This is a genomic window from Streptococcus sanguinis, from assembly GCF_008329445.1.
In the GTDB taxonomy this organism is placed as follows: domain Bacteria; phylum Bacillota; class Bacilli; order Lactobacillales; family Streptococcaceae; genus Streptococcus; species Streptococcus sanguinis_O.
Window position 1 is genome coordinate 286,033 of the sequence record NZ_VIBR01000002.1, and the last position, 17,265, is coordinate 303,297.

General features: G+C 44.4%; 19 protein-coding genes. 14 read left to right on the plus strand and 5 right to left on the minus strand.

Features of this window, described 5'->3' with window-relative positions:
- Positions 1-50: 50 nt before the first annotated feature.
- Positions 51-1,847 (minus strand): oligoendopeptidase F, encoded by a 1,797-nt coding sequence (pepF, locus tag FKX92_RS06435; RefSeq protein ID WP_149565840.1) that lies wholly within the window; start codon positions 1,845-1,847, stop codon positions 51-53.
- 114 nt (positions 1,848-1,961) lie between these two features.
- Entirely contained in the window at positions 1,962-3,323 is a 1,362-nt protein-coding gene (locus FKX92_RS06440) for an MFS transporter (protein ID WP_149565841.1), read from the minus strand.
- Between the two features lie 409 nt (positions 3,324-3,732).
- On the opposite strand from FKX92_RS06440, the gene pnp reads away from it, so the two are divergent.
- The 9 genes from pnp (at position 3,733) to FKX92_RS12195 (ending at position 11,178) form a co-directional block, all read left to right on the plus strand.
- Positions 3,733-5,934: a polyribonucleotide nucleotidyltransferase gene (pnp, locus tag FKX92_RS06445; protein WP_149565842.1), complete on the plus strand. Its 2,202-nt coding sequence runs from the start codon at positions 3,733-3,735 to the stop codon at positions 5,932-5,934.
- Positions 5,935-6,025: 91 nt separating this feature from the next.
- Positions 6,026-6,643 (plus strand): serine O-acetyltransferase, encoded by a 618-nt coding sequence (gene cysE, locus FKX92_RS06450; protein WP_002905377.1) that lies wholly within the window; start codon positions 6,026-6,028, stop codon positions 6,641-6,643.
- Positions 6,644-6,673: 30 nt separating this feature from the next.
- Complete coding sequence (locus FKX92_RS06455; protein ID WP_004184265.1) at positions 6,674-6,892, plus strand: YdeI/OmpD-associated family protein; 219 nt, start codon at positions 6,674-6,676, stop codon at positions 6,890-6,892.
- A gap of 13 nt (positions 6,893-6,905) precedes the next feature.
- Positions 6,906-7,670 carry a nucleoside phosphorylase gene (locus FKX92_RS06460; RefSeq protein WP_149565843.1) on the plus strand — a complete coding sequence of 255 codons (765 nt, stop codon included), beginning with the start codon at positions 6,906-6,908 and terminating at the stop codon, positions 7,668-7,670.
- A gap of 8 nt (positions 7,671-7,678) precedes the next feature.
- Positions 7,679-8,200: a dihydrofolate reductase family protein gene (locus tag FKX92_RS06465; RefSeq protein WP_149565844.1), complete on the plus strand. Its 522-nt coding sequence runs from the start codon at positions 7,679-7,681 to the stop codon at positions 8,198-8,200.
- Between the two features lie 17 nt (positions 8,201-8,217).
- Positions 8,218-9,561 carry a cysteine--tRNA ligase gene (gene cysS, locus FKX92_RS06470; RefSeq protein ID WP_002917750.1) on the plus strand — a complete coding sequence of 448 codons (1,344 nt, stop codon included), beginning with the start codon at positions 8,218-8,220 and terminating at the stop codon, positions 9,559-9,561.
- Positions 9,554-9,946, plus strand: a complete 393-nt coding sequence (locus FKX92_RS06475; protein WP_002917749.1) for a Mini-ribonuclease 3 — start codon at positions 9,554-9,556, stop codon at positions 9,944-9,946. The genes cysS and FKX92_RS06475 overlap by 8 nt, the downstream gene beginning before the upstream one ends.
- A 19-nt stretch (positions 9,947-9,965) precedes the next feature.
- Positions 9,966-10,397, plus strand: coding sequence for a DUF6892 domain-containing protein (locus tag FKX92_RS06480; protein ID WP_002917748.1), 432 nt, complete (start codon positions 9,966-9,968; stop codon positions 10,395-10,397).
- A gap of 358 nt (positions 10,398-10,755) precedes the next feature.
- Positions 10,756-11,178, plus strand: coding sequence for a hypothetical protein (locus tag FKX92_RS12195; RefSeq protein WP_002917747.1), 423 nt, complete (start codon positions 10,756-10,758; stop codon positions 11,176-11,178).
- A gap of 124 nt (positions 11,179-11,302) precedes the next feature.
- On the opposite strand, the gene FKX92_RS06490 is transcribed toward FKX92_RS12195, so the two are convergent.
- Positions 11,303-12,259: an aromatic acid exporter family protein gene (locus tag FKX92_RS06490; protein ID WP_002917746.1), complete on the minus strand. Its 957-nt coding sequence runs from the start codon at positions 12,257-12,259 to the stop codon at positions 11,303-11,305.
- A gap of 152 nt (positions 12,260-12,411) precedes the next feature.
- Here FKX92_RS06490 and rlmB point away from each other — a divergent pair, with 152 nt between their 5' ends.
- The 5 genes from rlmB (at position 12,412) to rpsI (ending at position 15,550) form a co-directional block, all read left to right on the plus strand.
- Positions 12,412-13,140: a 23S rRNA (guanosine(2251)-2'-O)-methyltransferase RlmB gene (gene rlmB / locus FKX92_RS06495; RefSeq protein WP_149565845.1), complete on the plus strand. Its 729-nt coding sequence runs from the start codon at positions 12,412-12,414 to the stop codon at positions 13,138-13,140.
- Positions 13,137-13,658 carry an NYN domain-containing protein gene (locus tag FKX92_RS06500; protein ID WP_149565846.1) on the plus strand — a complete coding sequence of 174 codons (522 nt, stop codon included), beginning with the start codon at positions 13,137-13,139 and terminating at the stop codon, positions 13,656-13,658. The genes rlmB and FKX92_RS06500 overlap by 4 nt, the downstream gene beginning before the upstream one ends.
- On the plus strand, positions 13,648-14,511 hold the full coding sequence (locus FKX92_RS06505) for a DegV family protein (RefSeq protein WP_149565847.1): 864 nt from the start codon (positions 13,648-13,650) through the stop codon (positions 14,509-14,511). Before FKX92_RS06500 ends, FKX92_RS06505 begins: the two co-directional genes overlap by 11 nt.
- A gap of 180 nt (positions 14,512-14,691) precedes the next feature.
- Positions 14,692-15,138: a 50S ribosomal protein L13 gene (rplM, locus tag FKX92_RS06510; protein WP_002893769.1), complete on the plus strand. Its 447-nt coding sequence runs from the start codon at positions 14,692-14,694 to the stop codon at positions 15,136-15,138.
- A gap of 19 nt (positions 15,139-15,157) precedes the next feature.
- Entirely contained in the window at positions 15,158-15,550 is a 393-nt protein-coding gene (gene rpsI / locus FKX92_RS06515; RefSeq protein WP_002902303.1) for a 30S ribosomal protein S9, read from the plus strand.
- Positions 15,551-15,757: 207 nt separating this feature from the next.
- On the opposite strand, the gene FKX92_RS06520 is transcribed toward rpsI, so the two are convergent.
- Together FKX92_RS06520 and FKX92_RS06525 are read right to left on the minus strand one after the other, a co-directional pair.
- The gene (locus FKX92_RS06520) at positions 15,758-16,636 is read right to left on the minus strand and encodes a LysR family transcriptional regulator (protein ID WP_149565848.1); all 879 of its coding nucleotides are present in this window, start codon (positions 16,634-16,636) and stop codon (positions 15,758-15,760) included.
- A 127-nt stretch (positions 16,637-16,763) separates the two neighbouring features.
- Positions 16,764-17,114, minus strand: a complete 351-nt coding sequence (locus tag FKX92_RS06525; RefSeq protein ID WP_004185387.1) for a helix-turn-helix domain-containing protein — start codon at positions 17,112-17,114, stop codon at positions 16,764-16,766.
- Between the last annotated feature and the right edge of the window lie 151 nt (positions 17,115-17,265).

The following is a 17,265-nucleotide window of genomic DNA, read 5'->3' on the forward strand; positions in this document are numbered from 1 at the left end:
TATTTAAAAATCAGCTTGAAGCAAATCTTCAAGCTGATTTTGTTTATTCCTTACTCCCCCAACTCCTCGCTGTAAGCAATAATCTGATCAACCGTGTCAGACAAGAACTGGATGGTGTCGCGGAGTGGTTTGTCTGTCGAAATATCTGCCCCGATAATCATAGCTGACTCAAGCGGAGTCTTGCTGCCGCCAGATTTGAGTAGCTCAAGCCAGTCGCGGGCACCATTTTCGTCATTTTTCAGGTGTAGGTAACCGGCAGTAGAGATGACCAGACCTGCTGAGTAAGTATAACTGTAGAGCCCCATGTAGTAGTGAGCTTGGCGCATCCAAGTTAAGGCAGCATCGTCGTCGATTTCCACGGCATCGCCCCAGAAGTCCGTCAAGACTTCTTTCATGATAGCGTTGAGTTTGCTTGCGCCGAAGGTTCCGCCTTCTTCAATCAAAGTATAGACCTTGCGTTGGAAGGCAGCTTCCAGCAAGTGAGTAATGAAGTTGTGGAAGTAAGTATCCGTCAGACGGTGAGCCAGGGCAAAGCGTTTCTGGCGAGGATTATCAAATTGGTGCTCCAGATAATCACTGAGCAGGAGCTCATTAAAGGTAGACGGTGCTTCCACATAGTAGGTGGACATGTGGGCGTTGAAATAGCTTTGGTGATTGTCAGAGAAGATAAACTGACCAGAGTGGCCGATCTCGTGAATCAGAGTATAGACATCGCTCATACGGCCAGTCCAGCTCATGAGGACATAAGGGTGGACCCGATAAGGATCCGCAGCATAGCCTCCAGAATCCTTTCCAGCATTGGCCGCAAAGTCGACCCAGCGTTCTTCCTTGTAGCGGGCAACATCTTGACAATACTCTTGTCCGAGTGGCTCGACTGACTTCATGACGAGGTCATAGGCGTCATCAATGCTGACTTCGGGATTGAGCTCGCTGTCCAAGTCCAGTTTCCAGTCGGCAAAGGTCATTTTTTCAAGTCCGTTTACCTTAGCGACATGCTTGAGGTATTTCTGAGCTACTGGGGCAAATTCGCTCATAATCAAGTCAATTTGCCGGTCAAACATAGAGCGATCAACTTCTTGCTCTGCCAGTAAGTAGTCAAAGACAGAGTCGTAGCCTTTCATGTCAGCCAGCAATTTTTCAGACTTGACCTGAGCTAGATAGGCAGCAGCGGCAGTATTTTGATGCTGACGAAGACCTTCTGAGAAAGAGCGGAAAGCTTTTTCGCGGATTTCTGCATTTTCATGGTTTTGATAGAAATTCTCATAGGTGACAAAGCTGTTTTTGTAAACTTTACCGTCTACTTCGAAGTCAGCCATGGCAAAGTCGCCAGCCCGCATCTTGGTGTAAATATCCTGTGGACTGTAAAATACCTCACCTAGATTAGTCAAGGCTTTTTCGACATCTGCTCCTAGATAGTGGGCTTTTTTGATTTTAGCCTGGCGAATGGCTGAGGTCAAATGGGGCTCTTGGCCTAGTTTCTCCAAGACAGCCTCGTCTGCACCGACCAGAGCGTCGTCAAAGAAGCTGAGTGCGACATTGGCCTCGGTCTCAAACTCCATGGCTGCTTGGGCAATCTGCGCAAAGCTCTCGTCGCCATAGTCAGTGGTCTGTGGCATAAAACCGTAGTTGCCGATGTGGCTGATTTGGATATAAATCTGCTCTAACTCAGCAAATGCCCGTTCAAAATCTTCGAAAGTGCTAAGTTTGCCTTGATAATCACGGACGAATTTCTGGATGTCCTCTCTGGCCTTTTCGATGGCTCGCAGGAAGTCCTCTTGGTCTTGGTAAAGGGCTGTTAGGTCCCAGAGTTCATTTTCCGGGAATTCAGAACGATGTTTTTGTTCCATAGTCTACTCCTTTTGTCGTATATAGAAATAGTATAGCAAAAAATCCCCCAAAATGTCTTTGGGGGAGAAGGATAAGTCAGTATTTTTTAGATGTCTATCACTTAAGGATAAAAGTCAATGTTTCTTTGCAGCAATCCTTTTAAAAAGCAGTAGATAAGACAAGAAGACGAAGATAACCAGGCCTAATAGCAGGGTGAAGACGTTTTGAGTTCCTTTTGTCATATTTGGAGCTTGATTGGCGATGACAGCTGTGACTGCAGTACCTATAGCGCCCGCAAAGGTTTGGGCCAGTTGAAACAGCGCAGTTGTATCTGCAGTTTTTTCTTTATCAACTTGAGTCGTCGCTAGGGCAAGTGTGTTATTAAAGGCCATGTTTCGCCCCAAGGTAAAGCAAATATAAATCGCAATAACAGCTGTTAAGGTGAGTTCTTTTGTGAAGAGAAGGAGCAAGAGAACAGCTAGGAAAAGAAGTGAATTTCCTGTAAAAAGGGTTGGTTTAGGACCATTTCTATCATAGAGTTTGCCAAAAAGAGGAGAGAGGAAGGCTCCAAGCATGGTTCCCGGAAGTAATGCAAAGCCTGCCTGAGCGGTTGAAATATCTTTTTCTATGACTAGAAAGTTGGGAATCAGAAAATTAGCCGATAGGTTGATAAACTGAAAAATGAAGAAGGGTAAAATAGCCAATAAGACCGTCGGTTGCTTTAAAATCCGAATATCTAGGAATGGATGATCGATTTTCAAGCTCCGATAGATAAAACAAGCTAGTGGCACTATGCAGAGAATAAGATAGAGACAATCGATATATCCTTCTTCTAAGCTGGAAATGGCTACAATGGCAAAGACGAGTGAGCTTGCTAAGAGGAGAAATGAGAGAAGATCAAAGGCGCGTTTCCTAGACTGTTCGGAATTTCTTAAAAAGAAAAAGCCAAGGATAAAGGATATGATTGGGACAGGAAGAATAAAGGTATAAATCATATGCCAGTCAAAACGACTAATCATAAAACCACCGTAAGTTGGCCCAATTGCTGGTGCTAGGCTGACCACCATCCCAGACAAGCCCATGTAGGTTCCGATTTTTTGCTTAGGAACACGCTCAACAATCAAGTTAAAGAGCAAAGGAATGGCTAATCCAGTAGCTCCTCCTTGTAGGACTCTCCCTATCATCAAGATAGGAAAGCTTGGAGCCAACATTGCAATCAGTGTGCCCAAGCAAAAGTTGGCTAAAGCAGTAAAGAGGATGGTTCTCTCTTTCCAATTGTGGGCTAAGGTTGCTCCTAAAGTAATCGTAATGGCCACTGCTAACAAATATCCTGTTGTAATCCATTGCAGTGTTCCCAATCCTAAGCCAAAGACCTTACTTAGATGCGGGAAGGTCACATTCATACTGGTTTCAGATAAGATGCCTGCAAAGCAGACTAAGGCTGTCGCAAGGAGCGAGAAAAAATCTTTCTTTTCAACTGTTTGATGATCTGGCACGATTGTCTCCTTTACATGTTTGAAATGAGTCACTGTATTTATTATAAAGCAAGAAGTTCTCTTTGAAAAGTGAATAATGGCTATACCGCCATCTTATTTGACGAATCGAAAGGGGAAAAACGAACTCAGCCAGCCAACTATAATCAGCTATAGAAAAGAAAAATAGATTTTCAGTGCTTTTATAGAAAAAAGCCATTTCCAGCCTTTTTCTTTTGCTTGAAATTGTGGTAAAATAAGGTCTGTACGTGCTTGATACAAAGATGAGGATATAATAAGCTGCTAAGACTATAATTTTAAAATCACAGTGCTAACTGAACACGTCCTATGAGTTGATTAAAGTCTTAATATCTTGATCTTTGTAGCCAAGGCGTATGAAAAAAATTGAGCATGTGCTCGGCAAGGAGTCTTTATGACAAAACAAGTTTTTAAAACCGTTTTTGCAGGTCGTGAACTGGTAGTTGAAACCGGACAGGTTGCAAAGCAGGCAAATGGCAGCGCCGTTGTTCGATATGGAGAAAGTACCGTTTTAACTGCAGCAACCATGTCCAAAAAGATGGCTACTGGTGACTTTTTCCCATTGCAGGTCAACTATGAGGAAAAAATGTATGCGGCTGGGAAATATCCTGGCGGCTTTAACAAGCGCGAAGGCCGTCCGTCAACAGATGCGACTTTGACAGCCCGCTTGATTGACCGCCCGATTCGCCCTATGTTTGAGGAAGGTTTCCGCAATGAAGTTCAGGTTATCAATACAGTTCTTTCTTATGACGAAGATGCTTCGCCTCAAATGTCTGCTATGTTCGGTAGCTCTTTGGCTCTTTCTATCTCAGATATTCCTTTTAATGGCCCTATCGCAGGAGTTCAGGTCGGCTATGTAGATGGTGAATTTATCATCAATCCTAGCAAGGAACAAAAAGAAGTTTCACTTTTGGAACTGACAGTGGCTGGTACCAAAGAGGCTATCAACATGGTAGAGTCTGGAGCCAAGGAACTTTCTGAAGATATCATGCTGGAAGCTCTTCTCAAAGGGCACGAAGCGGTCAAAGAATTGATTGCCTTCCAAGAAGAAATCGTTGTGGCAGTCGGCAAGGAAAAAGCAGAAGTAGAATTGCTGCATGTTGATGAAGAGCTGCAGGCAGAGATTATCGCAGCCTATAATAGCGACTTGCAAAAGGCTGTTCAGGTAGAAGAAAAGCTGGCGCGTGAAGCCGCAACTCAGGCTGTCAAAGACCAAGTCACAGCAGTTTATGAAGAGAAATACGCGGACCATGAAGAATTCGACCGTATCATGCGTGATGTGGCTGAAATCTTGGAGCAAATGGAGCATGCAGAAGTGCGGCGTTTGATTACCGAAGATAAGGTCCGTCCTGATGGTCGTAAGGTCGATGAAATCCGTCCGCTGGATGCGGAAGTGGATTACCTGCCGCGCGTGCATGGTTCTGGTCTCTTTACTCGTGGACAAACCCAAGCCTTGTCTGTCCTGACCTTGGCACCAATGGGCGAAACGCAAATTGTGGATGGCTTGGATCCAGAATACAAGAAACGCTTCATGCACCACTATAATTTCCCGCAATACTCAGTCGGGGAGACAGGTCGTTATGGGGCTCCTGGCCGTCGTGAAATCGGACACGGTGCTCTTGGGGAACGCGCCTTGGAGCAAGTCTTGCCTAGCTTGGAAGAGTTTCCTTACGCTATCCGCCTGGTGGCAGAAGTCTTGGAGTCAAACGGTTCTTCCTCCCAAGCCTCTATCTGTGCGGGCACTTTAGCTCTGATGGCCGGTGGTGTGCCGATTAAGGCTCCGGTTGCTGGTATTGCTATGGGCTTGATTTCAGATGGCAGCAACTATACGGTTCTGACGGACATTCAAGGTTTGGAAGACCATTTTGGTGATATGGACTTTAAGGTAGCTGGTACTCGTGAAGGGATTACAGCCCTGCAGATGGATATCAAGATTGAAGGAATTACAGCTGAGATCCTGACAGAAGCTCTTGCTCAGGCTAAGAAAGCCCGCTTTGAAATTCTGGACTTGATTGAAGCGACGATTCCAGCTCCGCGTCCTGAGTTGGCTCCAACTGCTCCGAAAATCGACACCATCAAGATTGATGTGGACAAGATTAAAATTGTCATCGGAAAAGGTGGGGAAACCATCGACAAGATTATCGCTGAGACTGGTGTTAAGATTGACATTGATGAAGAAGGAAATGTGTCCATCTACTCTAGCGACCAAGACGCCATCAATCGTGCTAAGGAAATCATTGCTGGCTTGGTCCGCGAAGCAAAAGTGGATGAAGTTTACCATGCCAAGGTTGTTCGGATTGAGAAATTCGGTGCCTTTGTCAATCTCTTTGACAAGACGGATGCCCTCGTTCACATCTCAGAGCTGGCTTGGACTCGGACTAATAATGTCGAAGATGTCGTACAAATCGGTGATGAAGTGGATGTCAAGGTTATCAAGATTGATGCCAAAGGCCGAGTAGATGCTTCCATGAAAGTATTGCTGCCGCGTCCACCAAAGTCTGATAAGCCAAAGCATCACCATGACAAGGGACATCATCCGCACAAGGAGTACAAAGGTCACAAAGACCATCAAGAAAGCCCTAAAACAGAAGAATAAGAGGTCACTTATCCCTGTAGACCTCATCAGAAATCGGCAGAGGCGAGCCTAGTTCTCGTCTCTCCTTGTTTAGAGAAGGAAGGAGGCTAGCATGGGTTGGTGGAAGGAATCTATTGATATTGTAAAAGAAAATGACCCGGCGGCACGAACGTCGCTGGAAGTCTTACTAACCTATCCGGGCATTAAAGCTTTGGCGGCTCATCGTCTTTCTCATTTTTTGTGGAAGCGTGGTTTCAAGCTATTAGCACGAATGCACAGTCAATTCTGGCGTTTCTGGACCCAGATTGAGATTCATCCCGGTGCTCAGATTGAGTCAGGTGTCTTCATTGACCATGGCAGTGGCCTAGTGATTGGTGAGACAGCCATTGTGGAGAAGGGGGCCATGCTTTACCACGGCGTGACCCTAGGCGGTACGGGCAAGGATACAGGTAAACGCCATCCGACCGTGCGCCGGGGTGCCTTGGTCTCTGCCCATGCTCAAGTCATTGGACCAATTGAGATTGGAGAGAAAGCCAAGGTCGGAGCCGGTGCAGTTGTTGTGGCGGATGTTCCAAGTGATGTAACCGTTGTTGGTGTACCAGCGAAAATTGTCCGTGTTCACGGTGAGAAGGACGAGCCAACCATTCACGAGGTAGAAGAGAAGCGGGAATATTATCTAGACAAGCTAGAGCATGCCCGCGAAGCCAGTCACCATTCATCAAGTCTTTAGAAAAGGTTGGCAAAGTTATCGAAGTGAAATATGACAGGAGGAACCGACATGTCAGATTTATCAGATGCTATTTTGAACCAGGTAGTCCTTGAACTGAAAGAGCGCTTGGACGGTCCTGCCAAGGAGCGCTTTATCAAACTACCGCTTATCCACCAGCGCGAATGGGCTCGCTATATCAGTGAAGCCAAAAAAGATGAGACCAAGCTGCGCCGCATAGAAAAGATGAAGGTGGATTTGCTGGAGCCTTAAAGAAAGAGAAGTTATGCTATTAGAGGAATTTGAAGATGTAGCAGCAGTCATTGAGCCAACAGATAGGCAGATTATTGACAAGGGTGAGGTATGCGAAACGATCATCCTGTCCTTTAATGGCGAAATTCTGAAACGTTTGATTGAGTCAGAAGCAGTCTATCCAGGAGGCTATTTGAAAAGCATAAACGGACAGCATCCATGGTATATTTACCGCCAAGGTCCTAGCAAGCTAGCAGTTATGTTGGCTCCAATTGGGGCTCCCATAATAGTTGGCCAGCTGGAGGAGTTGGCGGCTAGAGGCTTCAAGAATTTCATTATTCTAGGTTCCTGTGGCGTTTTGGATCGCTCAATTGAAGCAGATAAAATCATCTTGCCGGCTGCTGCTTTGCGAGATGAAGGGACTAGCTATCACTATGCCCCACCGGGTGATGAAGTCGCCTATGATGAGTCTCTGCTAATCGAGCTAGAAGCTACCTTTGACAAGCACGATATCGAGCATATCCGCACTAAGTCTTGGACGACTGATGCCTTTTATCGGGAAACGCCTGATAAGGTCAAGCGTCGCTTAGCTGCTGGAGCCCAAGTGGTGGATATGGAAGCTTCAGCTATCATGGCTTGGAGTCAATTTCGCAAGAGTAAAGTCTATCAGTTCTTCTACACAGCTGACTATGTGGATCATCATAACCGAACCTGGGATGCCCGCCATGAAGAGCGGACAGCTGATGCCATGACTTTTTTCACTATCGCTTTGACAATAGCAAAGGAACTAGAAAGGTAACTACAAGAATGGCAGTATATTTTTACGGCTGTATCACCATGGATGGCTACTTGGCAGACAGCCAGCACAGGATAGACTGGCTGCATCAGCTTGGTTCTGTAGAGGATACAGGCTATGATGACTTTTACAGGCAAATGGATATCACCATCATGGGCAAGCGGACCTTTGAGGAAATCCAAGATTTGCAAGATGTAGAAAGTTTTTATCAAGCTACGGAAAACTATGTCTTTACGCATGATAGGCACCTGCCTGTCAGCAATTACCAGCCAGTAGCTGGGGATGTGGTGGACTTTGTTCACCAGATTGACAAAGGCAAAAATGTCTTTGTGATTGGTGGTAATTCCTTGGTAGGACCGCTCTTGGATGCGGATCTTTTCGACTACCTCATTATTCAGATAGCGCCCCTTATCCTAGGAAAGGGGGTTCCCCTCTTTACCCAAAAGGAAGGGCAGCGCTTTTACCAACTGGATAGCCTCAGACAATTTGGCCCTTTTGCAGAGCTGGTTTTCAGCCGAAAAAGTCAGAAATAGAGAAGGGAGTGGACCGCATGATTAAAATTTACGACACCATGACCCGCAGCCTACGTGAATTTGTGCCCATTGAAGAGGGCAAGGTTCGCATGTATGTCTGCGGTCCGACGGTTTATAACTATATCCATGTCGGCAATGCCCGCTCAACAGTAGCTTTTGACACAGTTCGTCGCTATTTTGAGTATCGGGGATTTGAGGTCAATTATATTTCCAATTTTACAGATGTAGATGATAAGATTATCCATCGAGCTAAGAAAGAGGGCATTACTCCCAAAGAAGTGGCTGACAAGTATATCGCAGCTTTTCGTGAGGATGTGACGGCCTTGGGCGTGAAACCTGCGACTCGCCATCCGCGTGTAGTGGAGTTTATGGATGACATCATCCGTTTTGTTGAGGACTTGGTTGACAAAGGCTACGCCTATGAGTCAGAGGGCGATGTCTACTTCCGCGTCGAAAAGTCTCGTGATTATGCCAAATTAGCCAACAAAACTTTGGCAGACTTGGAGTTAGGTGCTTCTGGTCGGACAGATGAGGAGACTGCTCGTAAGGAAAATCCAGTTGACTTTGCTCTCTGGAAGGCAGCTAAGCCGGGCGAGATTTCCTGGGACAGTCCTTGGGGAGCAGGCCGTCCGGGCTGGCACATCGAGTGCTCGGTCATGTCAACGGAGATTTTGGGTGATACAATTGATATCCACGGGGGCGGAGCAGACTTAGAGTTTCCTCACCATACCAATGAAATCGCCCAGTCAGAGGCCAAGACTGGTCAGACTTTTTCCAACTATTGGATGCACAATGGCTTTGTCAACATTGATGACGTCAAGATGTCCAAATCTCTAGGTAATTTCATCACTGTTCACGATGCCCTCAAGACCATTGATGGTCAGGTGCTGCGTTTCTTCTTTGCTACTCAGCATTATCGCAAGCCGATTAATTTCACGGAAAAAGCTGTTCATGATGCAGCGACTAATCTCAAATATTTGAAGAATACCTATGAGCAGCCTTTCACTGGTCAGACAGATTCTGCTCAGCTTCAGGCCTTTCTAGACAAGTTCACCGCCGCTATGGACGAAGATTTCAATGCAGCCAATGGTATCACGGTTGTCTTCGAGTTAGCCAAGTGGATCAATTCTGGCAATTACACCGCTGAAGTTAAGGCAGCCTTTGCCAAGCTCTTAGAAGTTTTTGGTATCGTCTTTGTAGAAGAAGTTTTGGATGCGGACATTGAGCGCTTGATTGAGGAGCGCCAAGCAGCGCGTGCTAATCGAGACTTTGCAACTGCAGACCGTATTCGGGATGAATTGGCCGCTCAGGGTATCAAGCTCTTAGATACTAAGGACGGAGTGAGGTGGACACGTGACTGATGTCAACCTGATTAACGGTATTGCCCTCGCCTTTGAGGGAGATGCTGTCTACTCCATGTATATCCGGCGTCACCTGATTTTTCAGGGTCTGACCAAGCCCAATCAGCTGCATAGGGAAGCGACCAAGTACGTTTCTGCCAAGGCTCAGGCCAACCTCATTTCTCTCATGCTGGAAGAAGGGATTCTGACGGAGAAGGAAGAGGATATTTACAAGCGCGGCCGCAATGCTAACAGTCACACCAAGGCTAAGAATACGGATATCGTCACCTATCGTATGTCTACTGGCTTTGAGGCAGTTATGGGCTACCTGCATATGACCGAAGCTATTGATCGACTGGAAGAGCTGATTGACTGGTGTATTCGGAAGATAGAGGGTTCGTTCTGATTATGAAAGGAACCAATTTATGAGTGATTTCTTACAATTTGACAATTTTAATTTCAAGTTGGCTATTATTCAGGAGTTGATGTATGAACAAAACGTGCTTGAGCCACGATTTAACGTTTACAGTTTTTGTGAATCTGAGAAATTATCTGTAGATCCAGAAGACTTCGATGAGACACCAATTCCTGAAGTAGAGACTTATTTTAAACAGTTGGAAATACCTAAAGAGTATGCGCAGAATGTGCAAAGCCTCTTCTTTGATGGAGGTAATGATATCTATGCGCAATTAATCCCTTTATGGGATGGTGAAGATGATCAATTTGATTTGGAAAATGTGAGTGAAAAAGAGCTATCACAGTTTTCGAATTTAAAAACCATAGACGGAACAATCTTTCCATTTTCTAAAGAAGTACGTGATTTATTTGAATCCAAAGGAATTGATATCGAAGAGTAATATTTAGTAATAACGCTCTTATGTTTTATGAAAAAGCGATAGATAAACCTAAGATACAGTAAAATAATGTATCTAAATTGAATAAAGGAATCTTATGAAAAAATTTATATTGTTTGCAGTCTGTTTGTTTAGTCTGATGACACTTAGCGCCTGCATGTTTGTCCCTCTTTTCAGACGAAGTGGCAATACCTCTTCCTCGTCTAGTTCTAGCTACTCTAGAAAACAGAGCTCATCTTCGAAAAAAGAATACTCTGATGGCGACTATGACTATAGCTCATCTAGTTCGTCTTCTGCAATTGAAGATGATCCATATACTCTCTTTAATGATTTTGGTCAATCTTTGGATGCCCTTACTGATATGCAAGATATTGATAAGTGGGAAGAATTTAAATCAATCAATCTCATTTATTTTGAAGAGGAATCTGATCGGGTTGCTACTAAAAAGGATGAAGTACGTGCTAAGCTGGGTCAGCCAACTTCAGAGCTAAGTAGTGGAGGTAACCTGTGGGAGTCGGATAATTATACTATCTTTATTGCTTATGATGAAAATTCTGTTGTCATGAATAAGCTGATTACATTCACTTCTTCCAAGCAGGTGGAAAGTTTAAGCGGTATTTCTAAAGGGATGTCAGCCCAAGACGTTGTCAAAAAACTAGGTAAACCACGAGGACTGGATGTGACAGGTATGTTTACTCGCTTCGTTTGGGCGGACGAGGATGATAAGGACTATTACATCTATTTTGAGGGAAACAAGGTTTATGATACTAAGGAACCAAATTAAAAAGACATCAGCTTTATAGCTGATGTCATGAAATGAAAACAAATTATTTTAATTCAGAGATAAAGATGATTAAAAGTCTTTATCTCTTTTTTAGTTTTAGTGCTTTATTTGCCAAACAAAGCAGCTAGTCTTCTTTATAATTCTCGTAAAATTCTACCTTAATTCTAATAAAGGTTTCCAAGTCTCGCAGGAGCTGCAGGAGCATGGCGCGGGTTTCAAATTCTTGGCGGGTCTTAGGGAGCGGCCGCTCGCGAAATACGGTCAAATAGTTGTCAATCTCGCCCAAGAGGTCTCGGGCGGGATTTTCTTGGCTCAGCTGCTTAGCGGTCTGGGAGAAGAGGCGGGCTAAAATCAAGCTTTCACTGGCTGCTAGATGGCAATTGTTGATATTGCTGGCCATGTCTTGCAAGATACGGTTTTGGGCCTGCCGCATTTCAAAATAGTGGATATGGTAGTTGGTCTGGTGAAAGAGGTGGTTGGAGTGGTCCAGATAGACCAGCTGCAAGGCTTGCTGCAAAATCTTGTCCAGTTCCTTGATCATAGCTGCATCATTTCGACCATCTCCAGATTTTAAGAAATATTCAAAGCGTAGCAAAATCTTTTTCAGCTGTTCTTCCACTTGCTCGTGGTAGCTGTCAATCTCCTGCTGACGCGAGGGCATATAGAGATTGGCTAGGAGGGCAAAGCTAGTTCCGATGAGAAATAGAGCTAGCTCATTTCCAAGCAGAGACCAGGAGGTGGATTTTTCTAAGAGCAGATGGGTGACTAGGACGGTACTAGGTGTAATGCCGATTTCCCAGCCAAGCTGAAAGGCCAGAGGCACATAGAGCGCGATATAGATGGCCAATGCTCCGAGATGAAAACCTAGAAAGTGAAAAGCCAGGCTTCCGATAGCCAGAGCCAGCAGGGTAGATAAAAAGCGATTGCCAGCTAGCTTCGCTGTGCTGCGGCGGGTGTCAGAGACGCTGAGGATAGCAATAATTCCAGCTGAAGTTGAGTAGGTCAGACCTAAAAAGTCAGCTAGCCAAGCAGCGAGACAGGTAGCTAGTACCAGCTTGATGGTGCGTTGGAGGAGAGACATGAGTAAGAGTTTCCTTTTTTAGACTTCTTTCTATTATAGCACGACTGGTGGGGAATCTTGGGGACTGCTGATTGCTTTTTATCAGAGCAGAATTCTGTCTCGCCCGAGTAAATCCTGCCGCCATTCTTTCGCCTTTGTGTTATACTAGTCCTATGGAAAAAAACGATATTGTCTACGGTGTGCATGCGGTGACAGAGGCTCTCGCAGCTAACACTGGAAATAAACTCTACATTCAAGACGACCTGCGTGGTAAAAAGGTCGACAAAATCAAAGATTTAGCAGCGGAAAAGAAGGTTTCCATCTCCTGGACGCCTAAGAAAACCTTGCAGGAGATGACTGATGGAGCAGTTCACCAGGGCTTTGTCCTGCGGGTGGCGGAGTTCGCCTATACTGACTTCGAGGTGCTGTTGAAAAAAGCAGAGCAGGAAGACAATCCACTCTTATTGATTTTGGACGGGCTGACTGACCCGCATAATCTGGGTTCTATCTTGCGGACGGCTGACGCGACCAATGTAGCGGGAGTCATCATTCCCAAGCACCGGGCAGTCGGTGTGACACCAGTTGTGGCCAAGACCTCAACGGGTGCCATTGAGCATATTCCCATTGCCCGTGTGACCAATCTCAGCCAGACCCTGGACAAGCTCAAGGAAGTTGGTTTTTGGATTTTCGGTACAGATATGCAGGGGACGCCTTCTCATAAGTGGAATACAACTGGAAAGCTGGCCCTCATAATCGGTAACGAAGGTAAGGGGATTTCAAGCAATATTAAAAAGCAGGTGGACGAGATGATTTCCATTCCTATGAATGGCCATGTCCAGAGCCTCAATGCTAGTGTCGCAGCGGCTATTCTCATGTATGAAGTCTTTCGCAATCGCCTATGAAAAGAAAAATCTTACTGGTGGACGGCTACAATATGACGGCCTTTTGGCGGGAGACTCGTCCTTACTTTAACCGCGGAGAGCTAGATGCAGCGCGAACGATTCTGCTCCAGAAGCTCAGCAATTATGCCAGCTTTGAAGGACTGGAAGTTATCTGCGTCTTCGATGCCCAGTATATGCCGGGAGTTCGGCAGACCTACGAGGAGTTTAATGTGACGGTCGTTTTCACTGAGGAGGAGGAAACGGCAGATGACTATATCGAGCGCTTGGCAGCTGAACTTAATACACCAAAAAATCAGGTGTCGGTTGCGACCAGCGATCTCAATGAGCAGTGGACTGTCTTTGCCCAAGGGGCTTTGAGAGTGTCTGCTAGAGAGCTAGAGAAGCTAGTGGCTGTTACCAAATCAGACCTCAATAAACTGAGCGGACAAATTAACCTACAAAGACCGCCCTTGCGACCGATGGACAGCCAATCTTTGCGCGATTTACAAAAAATGATGGAGAAAAAAGATGACCTTTAAAATTTTAACCGATTCAACAGCAGACTTGCCAGAAAACTGGACCCAGGAAAATGACGTACAGGTCCTAGGCCTGACCATTCAGCTAGATGGCCAAACTTATGAGACAGTTGGTGCGGACAAGCTGACCAGCCAAGAACTTCTGGAGAAGATGGAGTCCGGCAGTAAACCGACTACCAGCCAGATCAATGTCGGCCAGTTTCAAGATGTCTTTCGCAGCTATGCTAAGGAAGGGACACCAGTTCTCTATGTAGCCTTTGCTTCAGCCCTATCAGGTACCTATCAGAGTGCTGTCATGGCACGGGAGATAGTCTTGGAAGATTTTCCAGATGCTCTGATTCGCATCATTGATACCAAAGCGGCTTCTATGGGGGAAGGACTTTTAGTCATGAAGGCGGCAGAGGCTAGAGCGGCAGGCCAGACCTTGGAGCAGACAGCAGACTTGATTGAGAGCTTGGTGCCTAAGGTCAAGACTTATTTTCTGGTTGATGACCTCAATCACCTCATGCGGGGCGGTCGGATTTCCAAAACTGCTGCGCTTATGGGGAGCTTGGTCAATATCAAGCCGATTATCGCTGTCAAGGGAGATGGAACTCTGGACTCGGTCGCTAAGGTTCGTGGCAAGAAGAAGGCACAGGCCGAAGTGGTCCGCATGACCCTGGAGGGAGTGGCTGATCCGCGGGTGGTCATCGCCTACGCGGGTGCCAAAGAGGTTGCTGAGAGTTTAAAAGCTCAGCTGCTGGAAAGCGACCAAGTGGAGGAAGTTCTACTTATGCCTCTGGGACCTGTCATTTCTACCCATACTGGTCCGGGAACTTTGGGACTCTTTAGTATAGCCCAAGACATTCAAGACTAAGAAAACATGAAATCGCTATTTCATAAATAATTGCTTCAAATCTATTGCTTTTGCCTACTATTTTTGATATGATAGTAGGCGGTATTGTTTACCCCATTTGTAAGGCCCCGGAACCTTTCAAATAACTCGCGGACCGGAACATCCGCCCTGTAAACAAAAACGATATTCATAGGAGAAATCATGAACAAAACAACATACATGGCTAAGCCAGGTGAAGTTGAACGCAAATGGTATGTAGTGGACGCTACTGATGTCCCTCTTGGCCGCCTTTCTGCTGTTGTAGCAAGCGTACTTCGCGGAAAAAACAAACCAACCTTTACACCACACACTGATACAGGTGACTTCGTAATCGTTATCAACGCTGAAAAAGTAAAATTGACTGGTAAAAAAGCGACTGATAAGATCTACTACACTCACTCTATGTACCCAGGTGGATTGAAACAAATCTCAGCAGGTGAGCTTCGCTCTAAGAACGCTGTTCGTTTGATCGAAAAATCTGTTAAAGGTATGCTTCCGCACAATACTCTTGGCCGCGCTCAAGGTATGAAGCTGAAAGTATTTGTAGGCGCTGAGCACACTCACGCTGCACAACAACCAGAAGTTCTTGATATTTCAGGACTTATCTAAGGAAAGGAACAAATAAGCTATGTCACAAGCACAATATGCAGGTACTGGACGTCGTAAAAACGCTGTTGCACGCGTTCGCCTTGTTCCAGGAACTGGTAAAATCACTGTAAACAAAAAAGATGTTGAAGAGTACATCCCACACGCTGATCTTCGTTTGGTTATCAACCAACCATTCGCAGTTACTTCAACTGTTGGTCAATACGACGTTTTCGTAAACGTTGATGGTGGTGGCTACGCTGGTCAATCAGGCGCTATCCGTCACGGTATCGCTCGTGCCCTTCTTCAAGTAGACCCTGACTTCCGCGATTCATTGAAACGCGCAGGCCTTCTTACTCGTGATGCCCGCATGGTAGAACGTAAGAAACCAGGTCTTAAGAAAGCTCGTAAAGCATCACAATTTAGTAAACGTTAATTCGAGAGAATTACAGTACATACAAAGAGCACCTTTCGGGGTGTTCTTTTTTATCGACACTTTGTAGATTTATAATTGGGAATCTCGTTGAATGGTATCAGGTAAATGAAAAATTCGGCGATCATATTCTATTTCTTCGTGCTTTAGTCTAATACCTATAATGTAAAAAACTCTAGCTATCAGGTAGTTGATAGTTAGAGTCTTTTTCTATTCATATGATTTAATGAGATTAAATAAGGCTTCTACTTCTGATGACAGTGTAGCTGATTTGAGATAAGCGTAATAAACTGTAAATGTTATCTGGTCCTCCGGTATTAGAGGGATTTTTATTAAATCATCATCTTCATCAGAAAGTGCGATATCAGCCAGTAAACTAACGCCAATCCCTTTCTTTAAAAGTTCTTTAATGATGACAATGTCGTCACTCTTGAAGAATATTTCTGCCTTGTTTTGATGCTTTTGATTAAGTAGTTCAAAAGCTTTCAGGTGAACAAAGTGTTCGTCTAAAAGTATAAAGGATTGATCTACTAAATCTTCAAAAGTGAGGGAAAGAGCAGTAGCAAGAGGATGGTTCTTAGATAAAACGACATACAGTTCTTTATGAAAGAGTTCATGTGTCTCTATTGAAGGATGATTGAGTGGTTCAATCAATCCGAGTAAGCTCGCATCTAGTTCTCCCTTAAGGAGAAGATTTAATAGTTCTACGGATCCACCACGAATAGGGCGTACCTTTTTTAAAAAATCAAATTCAGTTTCTTTATTTAAGACAGAGAAAAGATACTGAATGATAATAGGAGGGAATCCTACAGTAGAGCAATGCGCCAAAGAGCGATTAATTTCCTTGCGAGTAGAAATGACCTCAGGTAAAATCAGTTCTGTATGCTTCAGAAGGATTTGACCTTGATTAGTTAATTTAAAGGAGCGATGTGAAGGATCATGGTGAATCAATTTGCAATTAAAGGAGTCCTCTAAGCGCTTGATAGCATAAGAAATAGACGGCTGGGTAACATTGTGTTGTTTTGCTACTTCCGTATAGGATTGAAGCTGGCAGAGGTCATAAAAATATTGTAGATCTTTTAAATTCATATGGGCTCACTTTCAATAGTTGGAGAAGGAAAATAAGTGGAAATCACCAGATAAATAATTTTTATCCGTATCCTACAATTTGACTATACGAGTATTCGCTGGTTAAAATGTAAGTGAGTCAGGGATATCAAAGATTATCTAAGATACTTTCAAAAATGACCAAGATCTTTTCTCGTTTATCAATAGGGAGCTGTTTAATCTTCATGTTGATTCTTTTGAGTGAAAGATTGTCAGTCTTATCAGAGGTTGATTCAAGGCTATCAAAATTGAAAAATTCCTCTGGGGTCATCTCTAGGGCGTCAATCACTTTTTCAAGACTGTGAATGGTCAGATTCACATTTTGGTTTTCGAGTTGGTTGATATACTTAAGCCCAAGTCCCGCTTGTTCCGAAAGTTCTTCCTGGCTCATTTTGTTTTGTGTTCGAAAATATTTCACTTTTTTGGAAATATATTGTTGTAAATAGTTTTTAGTTGTCATATAAATAGAATACAAGTTTTGTATGACAAAAAAACACCTTAAAAAATACGAAGTATTGTATAAAAAACTTAAATGATATTTATCTATTGTAATTTGCCTTATAAATTTATATTCTAGTATGGCTTTATTTGTCCGATGATAAAGAGCGATT